This is a genomic window from Populibacterium corticicola (genome assembly GCF_042683685.1).
Lineage (GTDB): Bacteria > Actinomycetota > Actinomycetes > Actinomycetales > Cellulomonadaceae > Timonella > Timonella corticicola.
On record NZ_JBHUOP010000006.1, the window covers coordinates 38,411 to 58,152 of the forward strand.

Below are 19,742 nucleotides of genomic sequence, written 5' to 3' on the forward strand. Positions count from 1 at the left end.
AACAGTAAACGGGGTGCTCCCTCATGGGAACACCCCGTTTAATACCAGAGTCAGTGTGCCGCGTCGTATGCGTCGCGGATTTCCTGTGGAACGCGTCCGCGCACATTGACCTCGTAGCCATTTGCACGAGCCCAGTCGCGAACCTCGGTAGCTGAAGGGCCACCAACGGTTGCGGCACGGCCCTTGCGCGCACCACGGGTGCCACGGCCAACCTTACGGGATACTGCTACGTATTCAGCAAGAGCTTCACGAAGCTTCTCAGCGTTGCTGTTGTTCAGGTCGATCTCGTAGGAAACACCGTCAAGGCCGAACTGAACGGTCTCGTCTGCGGAACCACCATTGAGATCGTCCACAAGGATGACTTGAACCTTCTGTGCCATTTCAAACTCTTTCGTTAGCAAATTGCGTTGGACTGTAAAACGATGATTACAGAATCCAATCAAATCGTCAAATGAAAACGCTATTCACTCATCCGAAGAATTCGGTGACTCCTGCTGTGCTTCTCGCTCTAATTCGGCCAGTTGCGCACGCTCGTTTTTGTCAGCTCGAAGCACGAATCTCATGACAAAGTAAAACAGCACTCCGACCCCAATGGACGGAACCAAGGCCGCAAATCCCAGCCAAAAGCCTTCCATACCAACGCCCTCCAATTAATGGGGTGCAACACCCATACTCGTTAGTTCTGCGGCTTGACCAGCGGGAACAGAATTGTCTCCCGAATACCCAGGCCAGTGAGCGCCATAAGCAGACGGTCAAGTCCCATTCCCATGCCTCCGCTTGGCGGCATCGCATATTCCATTGCGGTGAGGAAGTCTTCGTCTAGCACCATTGCCTCGTCATCTCCAGCGGCAGCCAGAATTGCCTGTGCCTCGAAGCGTTGTCGCTGGATAACGGGGTCAACAAGCTCTGAATATGCGGTCGCAAGTTCAAATCCACGGACGTAGAGGTCCCACTTTTCCACTACGCCCCTCTTTGAACGGTGGTCGCGAGTAAGCGGTGAAGTTTCCACTGGGAAATCACGTACAAAAGTGGGTTCATACAGGTCATCGCCGACAAAGTGTTCCCAAAGTTCTTCAACCAGTTTTCCATGGTTGGTCTTTTTAGGATCGACCTTTACCTCAACCTTGTCGGCGAGTTTCTGGAGTTCTGCCACTGAGGTCTCTGGAGTGATCTCCAGTCCCGCGGCAGAGGACAGCGAGTCATACATGGATAGTTCTGCCCACTCTCCGCCGAGTTCGTACTGCTCTCCGTTCGGGAGCGTCACGAGAGTCTCACCGTCATACACATCGCGGGCCGCGGTCTGTACGAGGTCCTTGGTGAGTGCCGCCATGGTGTTGTAGTCGCCATAGGCTTCATAGGCCTCGAGCATCGCGAACTCTGGCGAGTGGCTTGAGTCCGCTCCCTCGTTGCGGAAGTTACGGTTGATCTCGAAGACCTTTTCGATACCACCCACCACGGCACGCTTGAGGAACAGTTCTGGTGCGATGCGCAGGTACAGTTCCATGTCGAACGCGTTCATATGCGTCACGAACGGTCGAGCTGCGGCCCCACCGTGGATGGTCTGCAGCATCGGGGTCTCGATCTCAAGGAAGTCCCGATTGTGGAAGTTGTTGCGCAGGGATCGTACGACTGCAGCCCGGAGGCGAGCGTTGTCACGGGCTGCGGGGCGTGCAATGAGGTCGACGTAGCGCTGGCGTACGCGGGCTTCCTCTGACAGCTCAGCGCTCGTGCCGTCCTCGCGCTCGTACATGTTTGGCAGCGGACGCAGCGACTTCGCGGCGATCGCCCACTCACTGGCAAAGATGGACAGTTCACCGCGGCGCGAGGAAATGACACGGCCCTTCGCGAACAGGTGGTCCCCAAGGTCGACGTCGGCCTTGAAGGCGGCGAGCGATTCAGCCCCGATCTCGCCTTGCGAGAGCATCACCTGGACGCGGCTGCCCTCACCGTCTTGCAGGGACACGAAACAGAGCTTTCCGGTGTTGCGGAGGAAGACAACGCGTCCTGCGATCCCAACAACGTCATCGGTCTCTTCCCCGGTCTCAAGGTGAGCGTACTGCTGACGCACCTGCTTGATCTCGTGAGTGCGATCCACGGTCACCGGGTACGCTTCACCGCCTTCAGCGATGAGGCGCGCACGCTTCTCACGGCGCACTCGCAACTGCTCGGGCAGATCGGTTTCAGTGGTGGCGTTAGCCGCGGTGTTCTTTGGGTCTTCAGTCACCCGTTTATTCTATCCGCCGCAGGCGATCCTAAAACTGGCACTATCGGTGGTACGGCTCACTTTCAGCGATCAGGTTCGGCCACCTGATCCGCTGGGCTCATCGGCTGACGAGATCCAGAGCCAGGTCGAGGATTGGAGCGGAGTGCGTCAGAGCGCCCACAGACATGTAGTCAACGCCCGTGGCCGCGATTCCCGCAGCACGCGGTACGGTCACGGTCCCGGTTGCCTCGAGTTCGATCTTGCCAAGGTCGGCTTCGCGGGGACGCAGCGTCTCCACGACCGCACGCATCTCGTCGTTGCTCATGTTGTCCAGCAGCAGAAACCGCGCCCCCGCATCAACGGCCTCAATGGCCTGGGCATAGGTGTCGGCCTCCACCTGGATGAGCACCTCAGGGAACTGTGCACGAACAGCCTCAATTGCCGCCGATACCGATCCCGCGGCAACCACGTGGTTGTCCTTGACCATTGCGACATCGTACAGTCCCATACGCTTGTTGGTGCCGCCACCGGCCCGTACCGCGTACTTTTCAAGTTCACGCAGTCCCGGAGTGGTTTTGCGGGTGTCAAGCACCATCGCAGATGTACCCTCGAGTTGGTCCGCAAACACCCGGGTCGCGGTCGCAACCCCGGATGCGCGACTCGCCAGGTTCAACAGGGTACGTTCCGCGATGAGGATCGCTTGAACCGGGGCGGTCAACACCGCAAGACGGTCGCCCGCCCTCACCCGGGTTCCGTCGGGAACGTCGAACACGACAGATGTCGCAGGCCCATCCGCATTCGTCATTCCGAAGCGCTCAGCCACCTGTGCAAGAGCCTCAGGCGCCACGGCAAGCCCTGCCACAACACCATTCTGGCGCGCCATCAGATGTGCCGTGACCTGTTTGCTCGGCGAAATCGTCGCCTGCGAGGTCACATCCCGTCCAGGGAAGCCTCCCAGGTCCTCATCTAGGGTCGTACGTACCGTTCGGCGCACCCAGTCAAGATCAAGCGGCTCCACACCCGGTGCCATTGGCGATACCGAAGCGATCATTGTGCTGTTCCTCTGTTTCATTGACGACGAGCCGGTTGCTCTACGCACCCGACTCACCGATTACCTGTGCCCACGTCGGATCTGGCAGCGCTGCTGCCAGCTAGTTGTGTTCGCCGCGCCGCAGCGGAGCGGTATCCGTCACCAGCGTGCCGTCATCGTGCAGGCGGATGACCACGCGCTGTAGCCACTCGTCGGAAATCTGTGGGAAGTCGGTGCGGTAATGCCCGCCGCGCGTCTCCTCGCGAGCCAGCGCGGCGGCCGCGAGCGCTGAGGACACCATGTGGATGTTGGTGGCCTCCCATTCCGCAGCCTGTGGGGTGGCGTGGTGATCACCCGCAAGCGATTCCGGCACTGCGGCATCGGTGCGCACCTGACCCAGTTTGTCGAGGGTAACGCGCAATGACTCCGCACTGCGGCGAACTCCAGCGCCTGCGGTCATCGCCCTCTGAATTCGCGAACGCGAGGCGGCCATGACCAAACCACTCGAGCCCTCTCGCGGTGCGGGTTCCCGCTGTGGTAGTTCCCCAGCCGCCATGCGGGCCGCAATGTCCCTTGCGGCTCGCTGTGCGAACACAAGACCTTCGAGAAGAGAGTTGGAGGCGAGACGATTCGCCCCGTGTACGCCGGTGCACGCAGACTCGCCGACCGCGTACAAACCGCGCAGGGTGGAACGCCCATTGACGTTGGTGACGATCCCACCCGAGTGATAGTGCTGCGCAGGAGCCACAGGGACCGGTTCGGCGGTGATGTCGAATCCCTGGGCAAGGAGTCTTTCGTAGATCGTGGGGAAACGCGATTTCAGGAAGTCGGTGCCGAGATGACGAGCGTCCAGCAGGACGTGATCGGAGTTGGTCTGAGCCATCTGTTCCACTATCGCGTGTGCGACCACGTCGCGTGGGGCAAGTTCAGCCATGGGGTGGATATCCGGCATGAACCGCTTACCGTCAACGTCGATCAGGTAGGCGCCCTCGCCGCGAACCGCCTCCGAGATGAGCGTGAGCTGGCCCTTCGCACCTGATCCGAGCCACAGTACCGTCGGATGGAACTGCACGAACTCCAGATCCGCGAGGTCTGCACCAGCCCGTAAAGCGGCCGCTGCCCCATCACCCGTGGTCTGTGCCGGGTTCGTCGAGGACACGTAGACCTGTCCGATTCCCCCGGTTGCCAGAACGACCGCACGTGCCAGTGCGGCGCCCACGCCATCACGCTGCCCCTCACCACGGACGTGCAGCGTGACACCGCAGGCGACACGGCGGTCGTTGTCGTTTTCCTGCGGTTCGATCAGGCCCGACGAGGTCAGAATGTCAAGCACCTGCGCGTGTTCGATGATTTCAATGTCCGGGTCGTTGCGGACAGCCTCCAGTTGTGCCACTAGGGCACGGCTGATCTCCGCGCCCGTCGCGTCTCCACCCGCATGCGCAATACGGTCAGCGTGATGTCCGCCCTCCCGTGTGAGCGCCACATCGCCGTCGGGCTCAAGATCGAACTTGGTGCCGCGTTCGATCAGTTCCCGCACGCGGGCAGGGCCTTCGGTCACCAAGACCTCGACGGCATCCGTGTCACACAGCCCCACCCCTGCAGTCAGGGTGTCTTCGAGGTGAGCCTGCGGTGAGTCACTCGGGTCAAGCGCCGCTGCGATCCCACCCTGCGCCCACACTGTCGAACCCGACGAGAGCCGGTCCTTGGTCACCAGGAGCACCCGCCCCACATGCGAGCGCAGTTCGAGGGCTGCGGTGAGACCCGCGATGCCACTGCCCACGACAATCACATCCGCGCGGGCTACCCATCCAGGGTCGGCCGCTGACAGATGCGTGGGCAGGCAGATGCGTGGCTCCGCTTGGGGCGTGGGCATGGAAGGGGTCTCCTAGATCATTCTTGGAACGGAGCGATGGGCAGACCGGAGGGTTCGAGGTCGTAGCCATCGGGGACCAGACCCGGCTCGTTGGAGCACTCGACGATCCTGTTGTTCTCGTCAACGAACACGACGTGGGGAACGTAGTGGCGGGCCTCGTCGCTGTGCATCATTCCATAGGCGATGAGGATAACCGTGTCACCGGGGTTGATCAGGTGTGCCGCCGCACCATTGATACAGATCTGCCCCGAACCGGGCGCACCGGGAATCACATATGTGGTCAGACGCGAGCCATTGGTCACGTCAACCACGTCAACCTGTTGACCCGGGTAGAGGTCCGCTGCCTCCAGGAGATCGGCATCCACAGTGATCGAACCGACGTAGTGCAGGTCAGCCTGCGTCACGGTGGCTCGGTGGATCTTCCCAATCATCATTGGGCGTTGCAAAGACGTCACGGTAAAAGTTCCTTTAAAAAAACTGCAGTATCAGCATCCATGCCCCGTGTCGGACAGCCCTGTTTCAGACCGGCCCGTGCGGGACGGCTCAGGCGAGGGCTGAACCAATCACGATGCGCATGTTGTCAATAAGTCTAGTCCTGCCCACGCGGGCAGCCACGAGAACAAGCGCCTCCCCTGTGAACCGGTCCCCCGCATCCGCAATCGTGTCGGGGTCGACCACAACACAGTAGTCCACCTCGATACCCGGCTGATCAGCAAAGACTTTGAGGGCTGCCGCACGCGCCTCAAGTGCATCGGCTCCGACCTCCGCTGCATGGCGTGCAGCGAAAAGCGCTCGCGACAAAGTGAGTGCGATCTCACGTTCCTCGGTGGTCAAATAAGCATTCCGTGAAGACAGCGCCAACCCATCTGCTTGACGCACGATGGGGACCGGACAGATCTCTACCCTGTGTCCGAAGTCCTTCACCATCCTTTGAATGATGAGCAACTGCTGCGCATCCTTCTCTCCGAAGAATGCAAGGTCTGGATCAATGAGGTTCAGTAGTTTGTTCACAACCGTGACCACCCCATCGAAATGGGTGGGACGGAATTCTCCCTCAAGGACTGTGCCAAGTTTCCCTGCCGTTGCCCGTACGAGCGGATCCCCTCCCGGATACATGTCCTCAAGCGTCGGAGCGAACACGATGTCCACTCCATGCTCACTGAGCAGTTCGACGTCCGCCTCAAGCGTGCGCGGGTAGGAGTCATAGTCCTCGCCGGGACCAAACTGCAGTGGGTTAACAAAAATAGTGACAACAACCTGGCGTGCTTGGGATCGAGCCTGATTGACCAGTTCCATGTGCCCCGCATGCAACGCGCCCATCGTCATGACAACGGCTCGCTGAGCAAGGCTTTCATCACCAAGAACCGGCTGGTTCAGCACCCGCCGCAACTCTTCAGTTGTGTGTACTACAAGTGGCTTATGAGCCATGGTGAGGGTTCCTACGATTGGGGTTTCTTTAGGGTGTCCAGCAGGTTTTGCGCCTGCTGCTCGCTGAGTCGGCCAGAACGCAGACTACGCACTGTTGCAGAACGACTCAAGTGCGCATAAGACTCAACCACGTCCACAGCGTTGTCCTGCGCTGCATACTCTGCGATTGTTTCAAGGTGTTTCGCCACGGTTCCGCTATCTCCCCGCGCCACCGGTCCAGTCAACGCCGCAATAGGGTCCGCTGTTCCATCGGCATGGCGCAATGCCCCATCAAGCGCCGCATACAGCAGCGGAGCGAGTGTGTGGCCCGGATGGGAGATACCAGCCTGTGCAAGCATGTCCGCTGCCTGCGCTACCAGGACAACAAGATGGTTGGCTCCGTGCGCGAGAGCCGCATGGTAGAGACCACGTGCGGATTCATCAACGACAACGGGTTCACCGCCGATCTCGACCACGAGTGCCTGCCCAATTGGAAGTACCGGGCTAGGAGCCGTCACCGCGAAGGTCGCCCCCTCAAGTCGAGATAGATCCAAAGACGTACCAGTGAACGTCATCGCAGGATGGATTGCAACGGGGATAGCGCCCCGCTCCCGCGCCGGATCCAATATCCGCGCACCGTACGCGCCCGAAGTGTGCACAACGATCTGCCCGGGTTGCCAGGCACCCAGATCCGCAAGTCCTTGCACAACAGACTCGAGGGCATCATCAGGAACCGTCAACAAAACGAGTTCGGATCGCTCCACAACGTCTTGCGGAGTCGCAATGGGAACACCCGGCAAGAGAGCATCCACTCGATCACGTGATTCCTGCGAAATCGCCGTGGCCCCGACAACCGCGTGTCCGGTTGCCCGCAACGCGCTCCCAAGCACAGCTCCGACCCGGCCCGCGCCAATGATTCCAATGCCCAGTCGTCCGGGCTTGGCTCCAGGTGACGTCATGACTGAGGAGCCTCTTTGTCGGGACCCACGCTGTCCTGAATAGGCTGCGAGTCGGGCGCGATGCACCTAACCGCATCAGGCTGAGGTGCTACCGACTCGGGGCCGCGTGAGAGGTCATCGAGCGCCGTTTGAGTACCCGGTTCTCCCTCAAACACCTGGTCTTCGCTTTCAAAGTGGTGTTGTTCCACCTGAACTAGCCACTGCTCTGGACCTGCGGATGCTCGCGCGCGCCGTGCCCGGTCCGCCTGCTCAGCAAGCAAGGACCGAATAGTCTCTGGGCTCTGGTGCGGTACGTATGGAACAATCGATCCCGGTGTTGAATGCAGCTGGAAACTCGCCACATTGAGTTTGCGCTGCCACGGCCCCTGCTTGGCACCGATAGATTGGGTGCGTTCATGTGGCACAACCGCCACCTGCCGGGTGAGCCAGCCAGTACGAATAACCAGTGCTCGTTCAGTTTCAGCGAATCCGTTGCGCTTATAACTGAGCGGGTCAAGCCAGCGCGCGGAGCGTGGGCTTACCGTAAAGCCGCGGTCAGTGCCCTTCCCGTTGAACGCCGCCTCGAGAAATTCCAGCGGCTGCGCCACACCAAGATCAGGCAGAACGAGCCACAGTGCGTCGAGGGCTTCCACGGTCGTACCCACCGGAAGGAGGACCGATTCCATGGACACCGAGTTGCCATTCGCCTCGACCGCCTGACCGGCGACGTTGACATCCACCCGCCACCAGCCGAGTTTGCGCCACAGGATCGATTGACGCAGTCGAACTGCTTGAACGCGTCCCGGAGGGATCGTCTTGGCGCGGGTTTCAAGCAGTCCGTGCCGGACCCGGATACCGTCCTGAGAGATCGCACCTGTGAAGCCGTATTCGCCGATGATCGCGTTCCATGCCATTGGTCCGAAAGCGAGCAGACCGGGCAGCATCGATAGAGCGATCGCGCCAAGTCCGAGCGTGAACAGCACGATCATTGCGACAACGAAGATCACTGCGAAGATGGTCGACCAGGAAAGCAGACCACCAATGATGATCCGCTTGGGCGGGACCTGGTAGATGATGCGTTCCGGGGTCTCGTACTGCAGTGCCGGTGGAATCGGAGGATATGTCTGAGCTGCCGCGTCCGGCTGAGAACCTGGTGCATTGGAGCTTGGGGCACTTCCGTGCATCGCCCCTGTCTGCGCCTCGGATGAAGCACCTGAAGCCGGGGCAGTTGCCTGGCCACGTACACGCTGGACTGCACCCGATGCTCGGGCCAGCAATTCGATGCGCAGCAGGTTTGCCTGCTCTTCCTTGAGGAAGCCAATCTTGACGTTGCTCTCGCCGCCAGCCGCCGAGGTGATCGTCAGTTCTGCGAGCCCGAAGATACGGGCGATCAGCGGCTTCACGATGTCGATGGACTGGATGCGGTCAAGGCGCGCCTTGCGTTCCTGACGGAACAATATCCCGCTGTTCATGTACACCGACTCATGGTCGTACGCGTATCGCATTCGGCGCCAGGCAAGGTAGCCGTACAGAACAGCCACGATAAGACCGATGACGGCGATACCGAGGACGATCAACACTTCCCAACGCGCGATCGTTTCGACGACCTCTGCCTCGTCTGGGCCCTGTCCCACCAGGCCCTGTCCGAAACTTTGCAGGCCACCGTACAGGATCGCGACGATGACGATCCATCCCTTGATGAACGGTGTCGCCTTGTGAACCTGATGCCACTCTTTGTCATCGGTTGCCGCGGGAGGTTGACTCTGTAGGGTCTCTACCTGATCGATGGCGGGTGTCTCGAGGGGAACCTGGTGACTGGCTGGGGGCGCGAATGCCTCACCCACTGTGGGCGAGGGGTTCTGCGCGGGATCAGATGTGCCGCCGCCAGGCACAGGAAGATCGTTGTTCTGGCTCACGGTCACAGACCTGCCAGTCGAGACTCGCCGCGGCTCGCCAAACGGTCGCGGAGTCGAGCAGCCTCCTCCGGAACAAGTCCGCTCACCACCGCATCTGTCTGTGCTGAGGCAGTGTGGAGAGTAACCTTCGCGATACCGAACGCACGGTCGAATGGCCCTGCCTCAACATCGACCAGTTGCATGCGTCCGTAGGGCACAACGGTGATCGATTTGAACATGACACCCTTTTTCACCAACAGATCGTCCTCGCGTTCGGCGTACCCCATTGCGGGAACCTGCCTGCGAATGACCCAGGCCACCCAGCTAAACAGCACGAGCACACCGGCGGGGATCAGGTAGGCCCACACCTGCTTGATCACAATCGCGAGCACCAGTGAACCGATGAGCGGCACGAGCATCGACAGGAACCAGGTCAAGAGCCGCACGTGCGTCAACTTCGGCGAAACACGCTGCCACTCGATGCCTTCAGGGTCGAAAATGGGATCCATGAGGTTTCCTCGTGCCGGGCGCACTACTGAAGCACGCGAACTTGAGCCAAATCATTGAGCACCTCCACTTTACTGGTGCTCACCGACATTCTTAACTTTCTTTTCCCGTGCTGGGACCGACCACCCTAGCACTTACCTTCTCTCAATGCTGCGGGGTGCGGGTACGCTCCCGTAGTTCCGCAAACAGCGCATCCGCTACCTGGTCATCAAGGTTTTCAATCAGGCAGTCTCCCGCCGAGAGCGCCCCGCTCACCGAAACGTCCTGGATCCCCCTGAGGCGCTGAAGTGGGCCCTGATCCAGGCCTGTGTGTTGAATGTTTTTCAAGGGAATTGCCACGAGTGAGGTAGTCCAGCGTCCGGTGCGCACATAGAGCACATCGTCGCTGAGCAGGTAGCCCTCATGGCCGTAGACTAGCGGGTTGAACAGCCGTGCACGACGGGAGGTAACTGCTGTCAACGAGCGGTGTCGCGAGGCAACGCCCACAGCGGCCACGGGATCAACATTCGTGTACGGAGCAAGTAACCCGAGTATGTGTCCGATCTCCTCAAGTGTCGCCACAGGGAGCACGAGTTCGTTGGGTTTTGCGTTATCGTCCTCGGCGTCATCATCGTCGTCGTAGTCAATGATGGAGACGGTACGGACTCGCAACCGCCAATACCCGGGCCAGCGCCAGGCGAACGGCTGGGAGACATCAATCCAGTGCACCCGCGTGGTGTAGAGAGTTGAGGAGAAATCCTTCAGTAGCCCGCGCGAGATCCCAAAAGCGCCCGGCACCACGCGCACCTTCGAGGCGTAATATTTGGTCGCAGCACGGAACGCCGCGTATGCCCCACCGATGAGTAGAAGAACAACGTTAATGGAGACTAAGGCCGAAACGATCTCAGCCGCATAGTCCCTGATCGGTAGGTTGAACCGTGCCAGGATGAGCACCGCAGGGACAGCCAGGATGCCCAGCACAATCGCGACAACCAGTGCACCGAATCCCGCCCGCCACGCTTGAGCCTCCACGCTTCGCGCAACCGGTAGGTCATACACAATGGCCTCGTCGCGGTCCAGCGCCCGGAAGTCCACGCGCTCACGCTGCGGTTTACCACCAACCCAGTGGCGTTCCTTTTTATCGGTGTCTGCTTCCGCATCGGCCGAGTCCGCGTCGCTTGTCTTCGTACCACCCGACTCCGTGCCGGACGATTCCTTCTCCCCCGAGTCCGTAGAGTTTGACTCCGTTACACCTGACCCCACCGAATCGGTGTGAGACAAATCCTCGGGTGCCTCCGCAGCACCGGGCCCGCGTGCAGGATCACCGACGGCAGAATCAGGAGCAGTTCCCTGGGCAATTTCCTCCATCGCGTCAAGCAACTGCCGCCGCAACTGCTCCCCGTCCGCTACTCGCATGTACCGGAACTCGATGGTTTCCGAATCGGGTAATCGAATGGTCACCACCGAGAACCCGAATATCTTGGCCACGAGGTTCCGCGAAACGTCGACTGCATCTATGCTCTCGATCGCGGCTTTTCTGCGCGAGGTCGAGAACGCTCCGGCCTTCTCAAGCACGTATTTCTGCGTGATTGCCCAGTACCTGCGCCGCCACGCGATATACATAAAGCCCATGACCACCAGCAGGATCGCACACATGATGCCACCCAACAGGAGTGCAGTGTCGAGTGCCTCCGCAACGGTCAAGCCGTCACGACGATCCTCCCTGCGCACATTCTTCGCCACGAATGCGGCGATCAAGCCAAATCCGATCCCCGCAGATAAGAACGGGGAGGCAGGATGAGCGCGGAACCACCCAAGAGTCGCGTCCTCGAAAACCGGGTCAACGATTCTTTCTTTCTTGCCACGCGGTTCACGCCGACCACGCCATCCACCGCGCTTCGCCGGCGCTCCCTCGTCCTCTGCTCCGTGTCCCCTGTGTTCCGACGAGCTTTCGGCTACCTCAACCGACCCAGTAGCGGAAACGGAGTTCAGTGACACCGAAGACTCAGCAGAGCGCACCGCCGCACCAGCCGAGCCGCTGGAACTGGAGTCGACGGACCGAACCGGCTGCTCGTCGGCAATAGGACCAGAAGAGGAGCGCTCCTCAGCGCTCACAGTTCAACCCGCCGCAATTCCGCTGCAGCTAACACTTCGTCGCGTAGTGCCTGCGCGCGCTGCGCGGGCAGACCGTCGATTGTCAGGTCACCAGCGCCAGCGGACGAGAAAGTGATCTGCGCGAGCCCATAGCGCCGATCAATCGGGCCTTCCTCCGTATCCACACGCTGAATCCGGCCATACGGCATCGCGGTCGTGGAGCGGGACAGCGCGCCGCGGCGCACAAGAATCTCGTCCTCGCGGACCATGAAGTGCAGGTTCTTCACTTCAAAATAGTCAAACGGGATACCCAACAAGCACAAAGCCAGCAAACCGCCCGGGAAATAAAGCAGCCACGACCAACCCCAGATGAAGTACGGAATCGCGAGGAGCGGACACAACACCACCAGGCACCACATCATCGTGCGCATCTTCGCTTTGAACCAATCCCGCGACACCGGCACCCACTCATCACGCGGGACCGGCACCTGCTCCTCAAACGTCGTGATCATGCCGGACTACCTGCTGGACCTTGGGCTTCTTCTGGTTCGCTCGGCGGAATCTGGCAGTTGCGCTCAGCAATCATCGCGCACACGGTCATGATGAGCGCTGACACTGCCGCCGCGCCTGCCCACAACGCACGTGACTGTTGCGACTCAACGGAAATGTTTTCAAGTGCGAGCAGCACCTGAGCCCCATACCAACCCATGAAGATCATTCCACCCAACGAGCAGGCCTTGGCGAAGACCGCGATTCGCGCCGCGGCGAGTCCACTCAGGTTCGGCTTCTTGCCCGCAATGTAGGCGCGCACGCTTAGGCCACCCCAGGTCACCAGCCCCGCAAGCACGAGGCACGCGAAGATCTGCGGCCAGTTCACCACGCCAAGATGGATCCCCTGATGCACAAGCAACCGCAGCACGCTCCACGCGAGGGTGAGCGCGATCAAGAAGACAACCACGAGTTGCGTGATCGTTGTGCGTGTCATGAAGCTCCTGAACTCGGCACGTGTTGGGCTACGTCAACCAGTTTAGTGCCAGCCACCGTACACCCGAACGGTCTGGCGCTGTCGCGGCAAGCGCGCTGACCGGTCCACCACCCAGTCCTGGTAGCACCGCCTCGTGGTCCGCCTCCTCCCATGGGACGAGCACGAAGGCACGCTCCTTGGCGCGTGGGTGCGGCAGTTCGAGGTCTTCGGCGCTCGCCACGAGCATGCCGTAGGTGATGATGTCGATGTCGATGGTCCGCGGGCCCCAGTGCACCTCACGTGTGCGGTTGTGGGCGTTTTCGATCGCTTGGGTTGCGTGCAGCAGTTCGCGCGGCGACAGGGTCGTCTCGCCGATGACCACCGAGTTGTAGTAGTCGTTCTGGTCTGGCCCTCCGACCGCCGCGGTCAGTGCGAGTGGCCCAACCTTCACGATGGTGAAGCCCTCGGTCTCGCCAAGCGCCTTCACCGCGGCATTGAGCGTGCCCTGAGCATCACCGAGGTTTGCGCCCAGTGCCAGGACCACGCGAACTGGTTCCTGTGGGATCTCATCCATCTGGTCGAGTGTCTTGAACATTGAGGTGTTCAAGGAGGCCTCTGCGGAAAGCGCCGAGGCGCGTTCGGGCCTGCTCGCCGGTTCGATGATCGCGGTTCCACCACGGCTCAGGTCCTCTTGCGGATCATCGGGGACGATGACCGGAATAACCTGGGTTGGGGCATCATCGCTCGACGGGGCGGGGCTCTCGGCAGACGGGCTAGATGCGCTCGCTCCCGATGCCTCCTGCGATTGCGTAGGCTGGGACGCGACGAGAGGGATCGCCGACACCGTGGTCGCCGGTTCGTCTGCGGAGGCAGCGCTGGCCTGTCCGGCAGCCCGTTTCTCGGCTGCAACTTGTGGCGAGTCACCGTCTCGGTTGCCGGCAGTCACATCGATGCCGAAGTGTTCCGACATCATCGCCGCGAAGCGCTCTTCAAGACGTTGCTGAGCCGATGGGCTCAACGTGGTCGTGTGCTCGGTCTCCGTGCTTGACGACGAGTCTGCTTGCGGTTCGTCCCCAGGTGCGGTCTCTGCGTCAGCGGACTGGGCTGGGCTGGCAGCCGATACGGGTGGGGCAGGTTCCGAGTCGTTCGAACTCGAAGCACTCGGTGCGCTTCGTGGAGTCTCAGGGCTGAGCGCGCTGTCGGAGGTGTGGGCGCTCTGTGCGCTCTCCGGTCGTGACGGCAGCGGTTCAGGCTCAGTCGGCTGCGTTTCTGGAGTGTCAAACGCGAAAACCGGCGGTGCCCATTCGCTCTGCTCCACAGTGGGAGCACTTGAGGCTTCCGGTGACTGAGCACTGGTTTGGGTGACGGACGGAGCCTCGGGTGCTGTGGTCCGGTTCTGGGCGCTGATCGCAGGTGCGTTCGTCTTGGCTGTGGCTGCCTCGAAGAACGGCTTGGGAAGTGGCGGCAGTTCCTTCGGCGTTCCCATCGCAAACAGAGGTTTGGACAGGTCGAGTGGTTCATCTTGGCTACCGCCGAGCAGCTCCGATAGGGTCGGCCCCGACGGCACGGTGTTGCTCTGTGCCTGATGCCAGGGGTAACCGGAGGCGTCGCTGACACCGAGCGATTCCGATAACGCCGCGAACTGCGTGGTGTGGGTTGATGCCTCCTCCTCAGGCTCGTCTTCAAGCGCGGGAGGAACAACGGTCTCAGCAGAGTCATCGGCAACAGATGCTTGATCGACAACTGGGGTATCGGCCGCGGCTGGCACATGTTCCACAACGGGTACGGCGTGTGTCGTGATCGCAGCGTCTACCGAGTCGAGCGCGGTTTCCCCTGCCTGCGGCTCAGGTAGGGCTGGGAGGTCTTCCTCAAGTGTGGGAACCACGGTGGGTTCCACTACGCTCTGCTCGACGGGTGCCTCGCTGATCTCATCCGGGTGTGACGGCTCGGTGTCTGCGGCTGATGCTGTCTGCTCCACTGCCACCGGGGTCTCATCCGCGCTGTCAGTCTCAGCAACGAGTGGGCTCTGAGCGGAGGCCACTCCAGCGGGTTCCTCTGCACCATTCTCGTCACTCTGGGGGGGGTCGTCTCGGGTGTCAGCCACGGCCTCGGCTGGAAGTTGTTCCACAGCCTCTAGCGAGGTGTCTTCTTCCCCAACCGGCTCGACAACCTCATCCGACGGCGTTACCTCTTGGCCGGAAGCAGTTTCGCTTCCGTGGAAGGCCTCTTGCGCTGACGCGACGGAATCGCTCGTGGGAATCGGCGCGGGAGACACCGCAACGCTCGGTGAAACAGAGGCGACAACGGGTGCGGCGAATGCGGTCGCAACGGCGCTCACCGGGGTGGTTGCGGTTTCGGGTTCAACGCCGGGAGCAGAGTCCAACTCGGTAGGGGACGATGGGGAGTCTACGTCCTGCCACCGGGGAAGAGCGGCAACGGCTGGGGCATCCTCCACAGCGAATGGACGGCTCACACGTGCGGGATTGGTGCGGCTGCGGTGCACGGTGACCGCAACCGACCCGAACGGAACTGGAATCGGTGCGTGTGGTTTGTGGATGGACACCGAGACGGACTCAACCAACTGGTTCTCGAGGGTGACGGCAGCGATACGCTCTGCGAGGGTCTCGATGAGGTTGACCGCAGGCCCCTCAATAACCGAAACGGCGGCTTCGGCGAGGTGGGCATAGTTGACTGTCTTGTCGAGGTCATCGCCTGCGGCAGCATCGCCCAGTGCAAGGCCCAGAATCAGGTCAACGATGAATTCCTGCCCTGATTCACGCTCGCTGGACAGCACACCGTGACGACCGGTGGCGGTTATCCCAGAGATCGTTATCTGGTCGATCTTGGAATGAGACGTGGGGTCGTGAGCCAAGGTCATTGTGGAGCCTTTCGTGTACCTGCACAGTGGCCCGCGGCGTGGGGGCTTCTGCACTTCATCGCGCGCAGCAATCTTAGCGGGTGAAATGCGGTTTGGACCAGAGCCAAGCGGTTTTCATAGGTATCTTGCTCCATGAGAACCGGTACCAATCGGAGAAAACCAAGCATGAAGGCTGGATGTCACCCTAACCGTTTGACGTTTGCCGCCTGCCAAGCCTGAGCCACCTTGAAGGCATCGACCGAGGCTGCGACGTTGTGCACCCGCACGGCCCACGCCCCTTCCAACACGGATAGCGCGGTGATGGCGGCGGTGGCCACGTCACGTGCTTCGGGTGCGACTGGCTCACCTTCCTGTGAGGCGAGGAGTTGTCCGAGGAATCGCTTACGCGAGGCTCCCACCAGAACTGGATATCCTTCACCCACGAAATCCCTAGTGCGGGCGAGCAATGGCCAATTGTTCGCTCCGCTCTTGGCAAAGCCAAGTCCCGGGTCCAGCACGATCTGTTCGCGTTTCACACCGGCTTGGAGAAGCTGCCCAACTCGAGTCATGAGTTCACGGTGCACATCGCTGTACACGTCGTCATAGCGATCAAGCGAGTCCATCTCGGTTGCGTGCCCGCGCCAGTGCATGGCGATGAACACGGCTCCGGTTTCGGCCGCGGTCCGATCCATGTGTGGGTCTGCGAGCCCACCCGAAACATCGTTGATGATGTGTGCCCCCGCCGCGACGGCGGCTTCGGCTACCTGTGCCCGAGTGGTGTCGATCGACAGTACGGCGCCAGTTCCCGCAAGCTCTTCGATGACCGGGATGACGCGCCGCAACTCCTCGTCCACGTCAACGCGGGCGGCGCCTGGTCGGGTCGACTCGCCCCCGATATCGAGAATGTCCGCGCCCTGCTCCAGCAGTTCGTGTGCGTGCGCCACCGCCGCATCGCGGGAGAACCATTTCCCTCCGTCAGAAAACGAATCGGGCGTGACGTTGACGATCCCCATGACCAGAGCGCGGCCAAGCGTGGAGACGCTGGTCGGAAGTGGGGCCGGATGGCGCATCATGTCAGTTCCTTCGTCGCTCGGATACACGCGCGGCCACACACCCATTTCAGGAGTGTGTGGCCGCTGCGGTGAGTGCTATTTACCGATGATAAGACTCATCGCCTCGGCTCGGGTCGCGGTGTCTCGCATCTGACCTCGAACTGCCGAGGTGACCGTGCGCGATCCAGGTTTTTTGACCCCACGCATCGACATGCACAGGTGCTCACACTCGATCACCACGATGACGCCGCGGGGATTGAGCGCCTTCACGAGCGCGTCCGCGATCTGCGCGGTGAGTCGCTCCTGGACCTGCGGCCGTTTGGCAAACACCTCGACGACGCGCGCGAGTTTGGACAGTCCCGTGACTCGTCCATCCTCACCCGGAATATAGCCAACGTGCGCGACGCCGTGGAACGGCACCAGGTGGTGTTCGCAGGTCGAGTACAACTCAATGTCCTTGACCAGGATCATCTCATCGTGCCCGATGTCGAACACGGTGTTGAGAACTTCCTGTGGGTCTTGGTCCAGACCAGAGAACACCTCGTTGTAGGCCCGGGCAACCCGCATCGGGGTCTCTTTCAGGCCCTCGCGATCCGGGTTCTCCCCCAGCGCGATGAGCAGGTCACGGACTGCGGAGGCGGCCCGATCAAGGTCGATCGGACCGCGTCCGTTTGAACCGAGATCAGCCACTACGCCTTGTCCTCGTCCGCGTCCACGGCACCTTCGGCACCGGCAGGCTCGGTCGGCGAGACGGCGCTTGGCTCATCATCGGTGTGCGGTCCAACCACGATTCCAGTCTCGGCCTCGGGTGCTGCCGCAGTGGTTGTCGGCGTCTCGATTGGACCTGGGGCATCATGCAGTGGACGTTCGTCCGAGGAATGCCATACCGGGCGGTCCGGACGGCGGACGACCGGCTTGAAGATCTCCGCGAGTTCCTGCTCGTTCAGGGTTTCCTTCTCCAGCAGTTCTGCAACGAGGTGGTCAAGCACGTCGCGGTACTCGGTGAGCACCTCCCATGCCTCCTTGTTGGCGGTATCGAGCAGTGCACGCACTTCATCATCGATTGCGTTGGCAACGTTGGGTGAAGGAGTGCGTCCACTCTGTCCGCCACCGTAACCGTACATCGGTTCCCCTGTGGACTGGCCCAGATCAATCGTGCCCACACGGGAACTCATGCCGTACTTGGTGACCATCTTGTAGGCGGTCTGGGTTGCCTTCTCGATGTCGTTTGACGCACCCGTGGTTGGGTCCTTGAACACGAGTTCCTCGGCGACACGACCACCCATTGCGTAGGCCATCTCATCGAGTAGTTCGTTGCGGGTCTTGGAGTACTTGTCCTCGGTTGGCATCACCATGGTGTATCCAAGCGCTCGACCACGTGGCAGGATCGTCACCTTGGTCACCGGGTCGGTGTTGCGCATCGCAGCCGCCACAAGTGCGTGACCGCCCTCGTGGTACGCCGTGTTCTTGAGTTCCTTGGCGTTCATCAGGCGGGTGCGCTTCTGCGGTCCCGCGATGACGCGGTCAATGGCCTCGTCGATTGCGCGGTCGTCGATGAGTTGCGCGTTCGAGCGGGCGGTCAGCAGTGCGGCCTCGTTCAGAACGTTGGCGAGGTCCGCACCCGAGAACCCAGGGGTGCGCTTTGCCACGGAGTGCAGGTCAACGCCCTCGACCATCGGCTTGCCCTGCGCGTGCACTCGCAGAATCGCCTCGCGGCCCTTGAGGTCCGGTGGCTCGACACCGATCTGGCGGTCGAATCGGCCCGGACGCAGGAGCGCCGGGTCAAGGATGTCCGGGCGGTTGGTTGCGGCGATGAGGATGACGTTGGTCTTGACGTCGAATCCATCCATCTCCACAAGGAGCTGGTTCAGCGTCTGCTCACGCTCATCGTGGCCGCCGCCCATGCCTGCACCACGGTGCCGGCCCACTGCGTCGATCTCGTCCACGAAGATGATTGCCGGCGAGTTTTCCTTCGCCTGCTTGAACAGGTCACGCACACGCGAGGCACCCACACCGACGAACATCTCCACGAAGTCCGAACCGGAGATCGAGTAGAACGGCACGCCAGCCTCACCCGCAACGGCACGTGCGAGGAGAGTCTTACCGGTTCCCGGAGGGCCGTACAGCAGCACACCCTTCGGGATCTTCGCCCCAACAGCCTGGAACTTCGCGGGCTCAGACAGGAACTCCTGGATCTCGCGCAGTTCCTCGACGGCCTCGTCAGCACCAGCCACGTCGCTGAACGTCACCTGCGGCATGTCCTTGCTTGCCATCTTCGCGCTGGACTTGCCAAAGCCCATCACGTTGCGGCCACCACCCTGCATGCGCGAGGTGATGAAGTAGAACAGACCGATGATGATGATGAACGGGATGATGAAGGTCAGCATCGACACGAACACGTTGACGCGCGGAACCTCGGAGTTGTATCCGTCCTTCGGGTTCGCGTCCGCCACGGCCTGAACCACGGTCTGGCCCTGAGGCGCCACGTAGTAGAACTCGACCTTGGTGCCGATCTCCTTGTCGTCCACCGTGAACGGTTCGCTCAACGTAAGACGAACACGCTGGTCACCGTCCACTATGAGGGCCTGGGTGACCGTGTCACCCTTCAGGAGTTCAAGTCCCTGAGAGGTGTCAATCTTGCCGACTCGCTCACTGAACAGCGAGGATGCGGCAAAGGCGAGTAGTACGACGGCGAGGACCACCCACAGGAACGGTCCGCTGAGTAAACGCTTCTTCTTCATCGGTGATCGAGGTACCCCTCGTATCCCTTCTTAACTTGTGGCACGTGCACGTTGTTGCTTAGACAGTACATCGAAAAACTCTCGAAGTGCTGTGTACGTTCCCTTGTTCGCCCTGGGCACCGTGTTTGTTCGCCCAAGGCGTGATACTGGCCCGAAAACGACCGACCTCCGAACACGTGGGGGCAAGCAAACAGCCGGGCCA

The 19,742-nt window shown here is 61.1% G+C and carries 16 protein-coding genes; all 16 read right to left on the minus strand.

Annotation, left to right across the window (positions count from 1 at the left end):
- Positions 1-50 precede the first annotated feature (50 nt).
- A complete protein-coding gene (locus tag ACFSYH_RS13115; protein WP_377467529.1) occupies positions 51-380 on the minus strand; it encodes a histone-like nucleoid-structuring protein Lsr2 in 330 nt (109 codons plus the stop codon).
- A gap of 296 nt (positions 381-676) precedes the next feature.
- A complete protein-coding gene (gene lysS, locus ACFSYH_RS13120) occupies positions 677-2,224 on the minus strand; it encodes a lysine--tRNA ligase (protein ID WP_377467531.1) in 1,548 nt (515 codons plus the stop codon).
- Positions 2,225-2,321: 97 nt separating this feature from the next.
- Positions 2,322-3,254, minus strand: coding sequence for a carboxylating nicotinate-nucleotide diphosphorylase (gene nadC / locus ACFSYH_RS13125; protein WP_377467533.1), 933 nt, complete (start codon positions 3,252-3,254; stop codon positions 2,322-2,324).
- Positions 3,255-3,354: 100 nt separating this feature from the next.
- Positions 3,355-5,106, minus strand: coding sequence for an L-aspartate oxidase (locus ACFSYH_RS13130; RefSeq protein ID WP_377467535.1), 1,752 nt, complete (start codon positions 5,104-5,106; stop codon positions 3,355-3,357).
- 17 nt (positions 5,107-5,123) lie between these two features.
- Entirely contained in the window at positions 5,124-5,561 is a 438-nt protein-coding gene (gene panD, locus ACFSYH_RS13135) for an aspartate 1-decarboxylase (RefSeq protein WP_377467537.1), read from the minus strand.
- Between the two features lie 88 nt (positions 5,562-5,649).
- Positions 5,650-6,534 (minus strand): pantoate--beta-alanine ligase, encoded by an 885-nt coding sequence (gene panC / locus ACFSYH_RS13140; RefSeq protein WP_377467539.1) that lies wholly within the window; start codon positions 6,532-6,534, stop codon positions 5,650-5,652.
- An 11-nt stretch (positions 6,535-6,545) separates the two neighbouring features.
- Positions 6,546-7,472, minus strand: a complete 927-nt coding sequence (locus tag ACFSYH_RS13145; protein WP_377467541.1) for a Rossmann-like and DUF2520 domain-containing protein — start codon at positions 7,470-7,472, stop codon at positions 6,546-6,548.
- Positions 7,469-9,367, minus strand: coding sequence for a PH domain-containing protein (locus tag ACFSYH_RS13150; protein ID WP_377467543.1), 1,899 nt, complete (start codon positions 9,365-9,367; stop codon positions 7,469-7,471). Before ACFSYH_RS13150 ends, ACFSYH_RS13145 begins: the two co-directional genes overlap by 4 nt.
- 2 nt (positions 9,368-9,369) lie before the next feature.
- Positions 9,370-9,855: a PH domain-containing protein gene (locus ACFSYH_RS13155; RefSeq protein WP_377467545.1), complete on the minus strand. Its 486-nt coding sequence runs from the start codon at positions 9,853-9,855 to the stop codon at positions 9,370-9,372.
- A gap of 142 nt (positions 9,856-9,997) precedes the next feature.
- A complete protein-coding gene (locus ACFSYH_RS13160; RefSeq protein ID WP_377467547.1) occupies positions 9,998-11,947 on the minus strand; it encodes a PH domain-containing protein in 1,950 nt (649 codons plus the stop codon).
- The gene (locus ACFSYH_RS13165; protein ID WP_377467549.1) at positions 11,944-12,438 is read right to left on the minus strand and encodes a PH domain-containing protein; all 495 of its coding nucleotides are present in this window, start codon (positions 12,436-12,438) and stop codon (positions 11,944-11,946) included. The genes ACFSYH_RS13160 and ACFSYH_RS13165 overlap by 4 nt, the downstream gene beginning before the upstream one ends.
- On the minus strand, positions 12,435-12,911 hold the full coding sequence (locus tag ACFSYH_RS13170) for a DUF3180 domain-containing protein (protein ID WP_377467551.1): 477 nt from the start codon (positions 12,909-12,911) through the stop codon (positions 12,435-12,437). The genes ACFSYH_RS13165 and ACFSYH_RS13170 overlap by 4 nt, the downstream gene beginning before the upstream one ends.
- A gap of 28 nt (positions 12,912-12,939) precedes the next feature.
- Positions 12,940-15,768 (minus strand): 2-amino-4-hydroxy-6-hydroxymethyldihydropteridine diphosphokinase, encoded by a 2,829-nt coding sequence (folK, locus tag ACFSYH_RS13175; protein WP_377467553.1) that lies wholly within the window; start codon positions 15,766-15,768, stop codon positions 12,940-12,942.
- A 179-nt stretch (positions 15,769-15,947) separates the two neighbouring features.
- Positions 15,948-16,817, minus strand: coding sequence for a dihydropteroate synthase (gene folP / locus ACFSYH_RS13180; protein WP_377467671.1), 870 nt, complete (start codon positions 16,815-16,817; stop codon positions 15,948-15,950).
- 78 nt (positions 16,818-16,895) lie between these two features.
- Positions 16,896-17,489, minus strand: coding sequence for a GTP cyclohydrolase I FolE (folE, locus tag ACFSYH_RS13185; RefSeq protein WP_377467555.1), 594 nt, complete (start codon positions 17,487-17,489; stop codon positions 16,896-16,898).
- Entirely contained in the window at positions 17,489-19,540 is a 2,052-nt protein-coding gene (ftsH, locus tag ACFSYH_RS13190; RefSeq protein WP_377467557.1) for an ATP-dependent zinc metalloprotease FtsH, read from the minus strand. Before ftsH ends, folE begins: the two co-directional genes overlap by 1 nt.
- Positions 19,541-19,742: the final 202 nt, after the last annotated feature.

What these genes read in the sequence shown, in the direction of transcription:
- ACFSYH_RS13155 (WP_377467545.1), bottom strand. Translation starts at nt 9,855, where the DNA reads ATGGATCCCATTTTCGACCCTGAAGGCATCGAGTGGCAGCGTGTTTCG.
- ACFSYH_RS13145 (WP_377467541.1), bottom strand. Translation starts at nt 7,472, where the DNA reads ATGACGTCACCTGGAGCCAAGCCCGGACGACTGGGCATTGGAATCATT.
- panC (WP_377467539.1), bottom strand. Translation starts at nt 6,534, where the DNA reads ATGGCTCATAAGCCACTTGTAGTACACACAACTGAAGAGTTGCGGCGG.
- folK (WP_377467553.1), bottom strand. Translation starts at nt 15,768, where the DNA reads ATGACCTTGGCTCACGACCCCACGTCTCATTCCAAGATCGACCAGATA.
- nadC (WP_377467533.1), bottom strand. Translation starts at nt 3,254, where the DNA reads ATGATCGCTTCGGTATCGCCAATGGCACCGGGTGTGGAGCCGCTTGAT.
- ACFSYH_RS13170 (WP_377467551.1), bottom strand. Translation starts at nt 12,911, where the DNA reads ATGACACGCACAACGATCACGCAACTCGTGGTTGTCTTCTTGATCGCG.
- ACFSYH_RS13165 (WP_377467549.1), bottom strand. Translation starts at nt 12,438, where the DNA reads ATGATCACGACGTTTGAGGAGCAGGTGCCGGTCCCGCGTGATGAGTGG.
- folP (WP_377467671.1), bottom strand. Translation starts at nt 16,817, where the DNA reads ATGCGCCATCCGGCCCCACTTCCGACCAGCGTCTCCACGCTTGGCCGC.
- ftsH (WP_377467557.1), bottom strand. Translation starts at nt 19,540, where the DNA reads ATGAAGAAGAAGCGTTTACTCAGCGGACCGTTCCTGTGGGTGGTCCTC.
- ACFSYH_RS13115 (WP_377467529.1), bottom strand. Translation starts at nt 380, where the DNA reads ATGGCACAGAAGGTTCAAGTCATCCTTGTGGACGATCTCAATGGTGGT.
- ACFSYH_RS13130 (WP_377467535.1), bottom strand. Translation starts at nt 5,106, where the DNA reads ATGCCCACGCCCCAAGCGGAGCCACGCATCTGCCTGCCCACGCATCTG.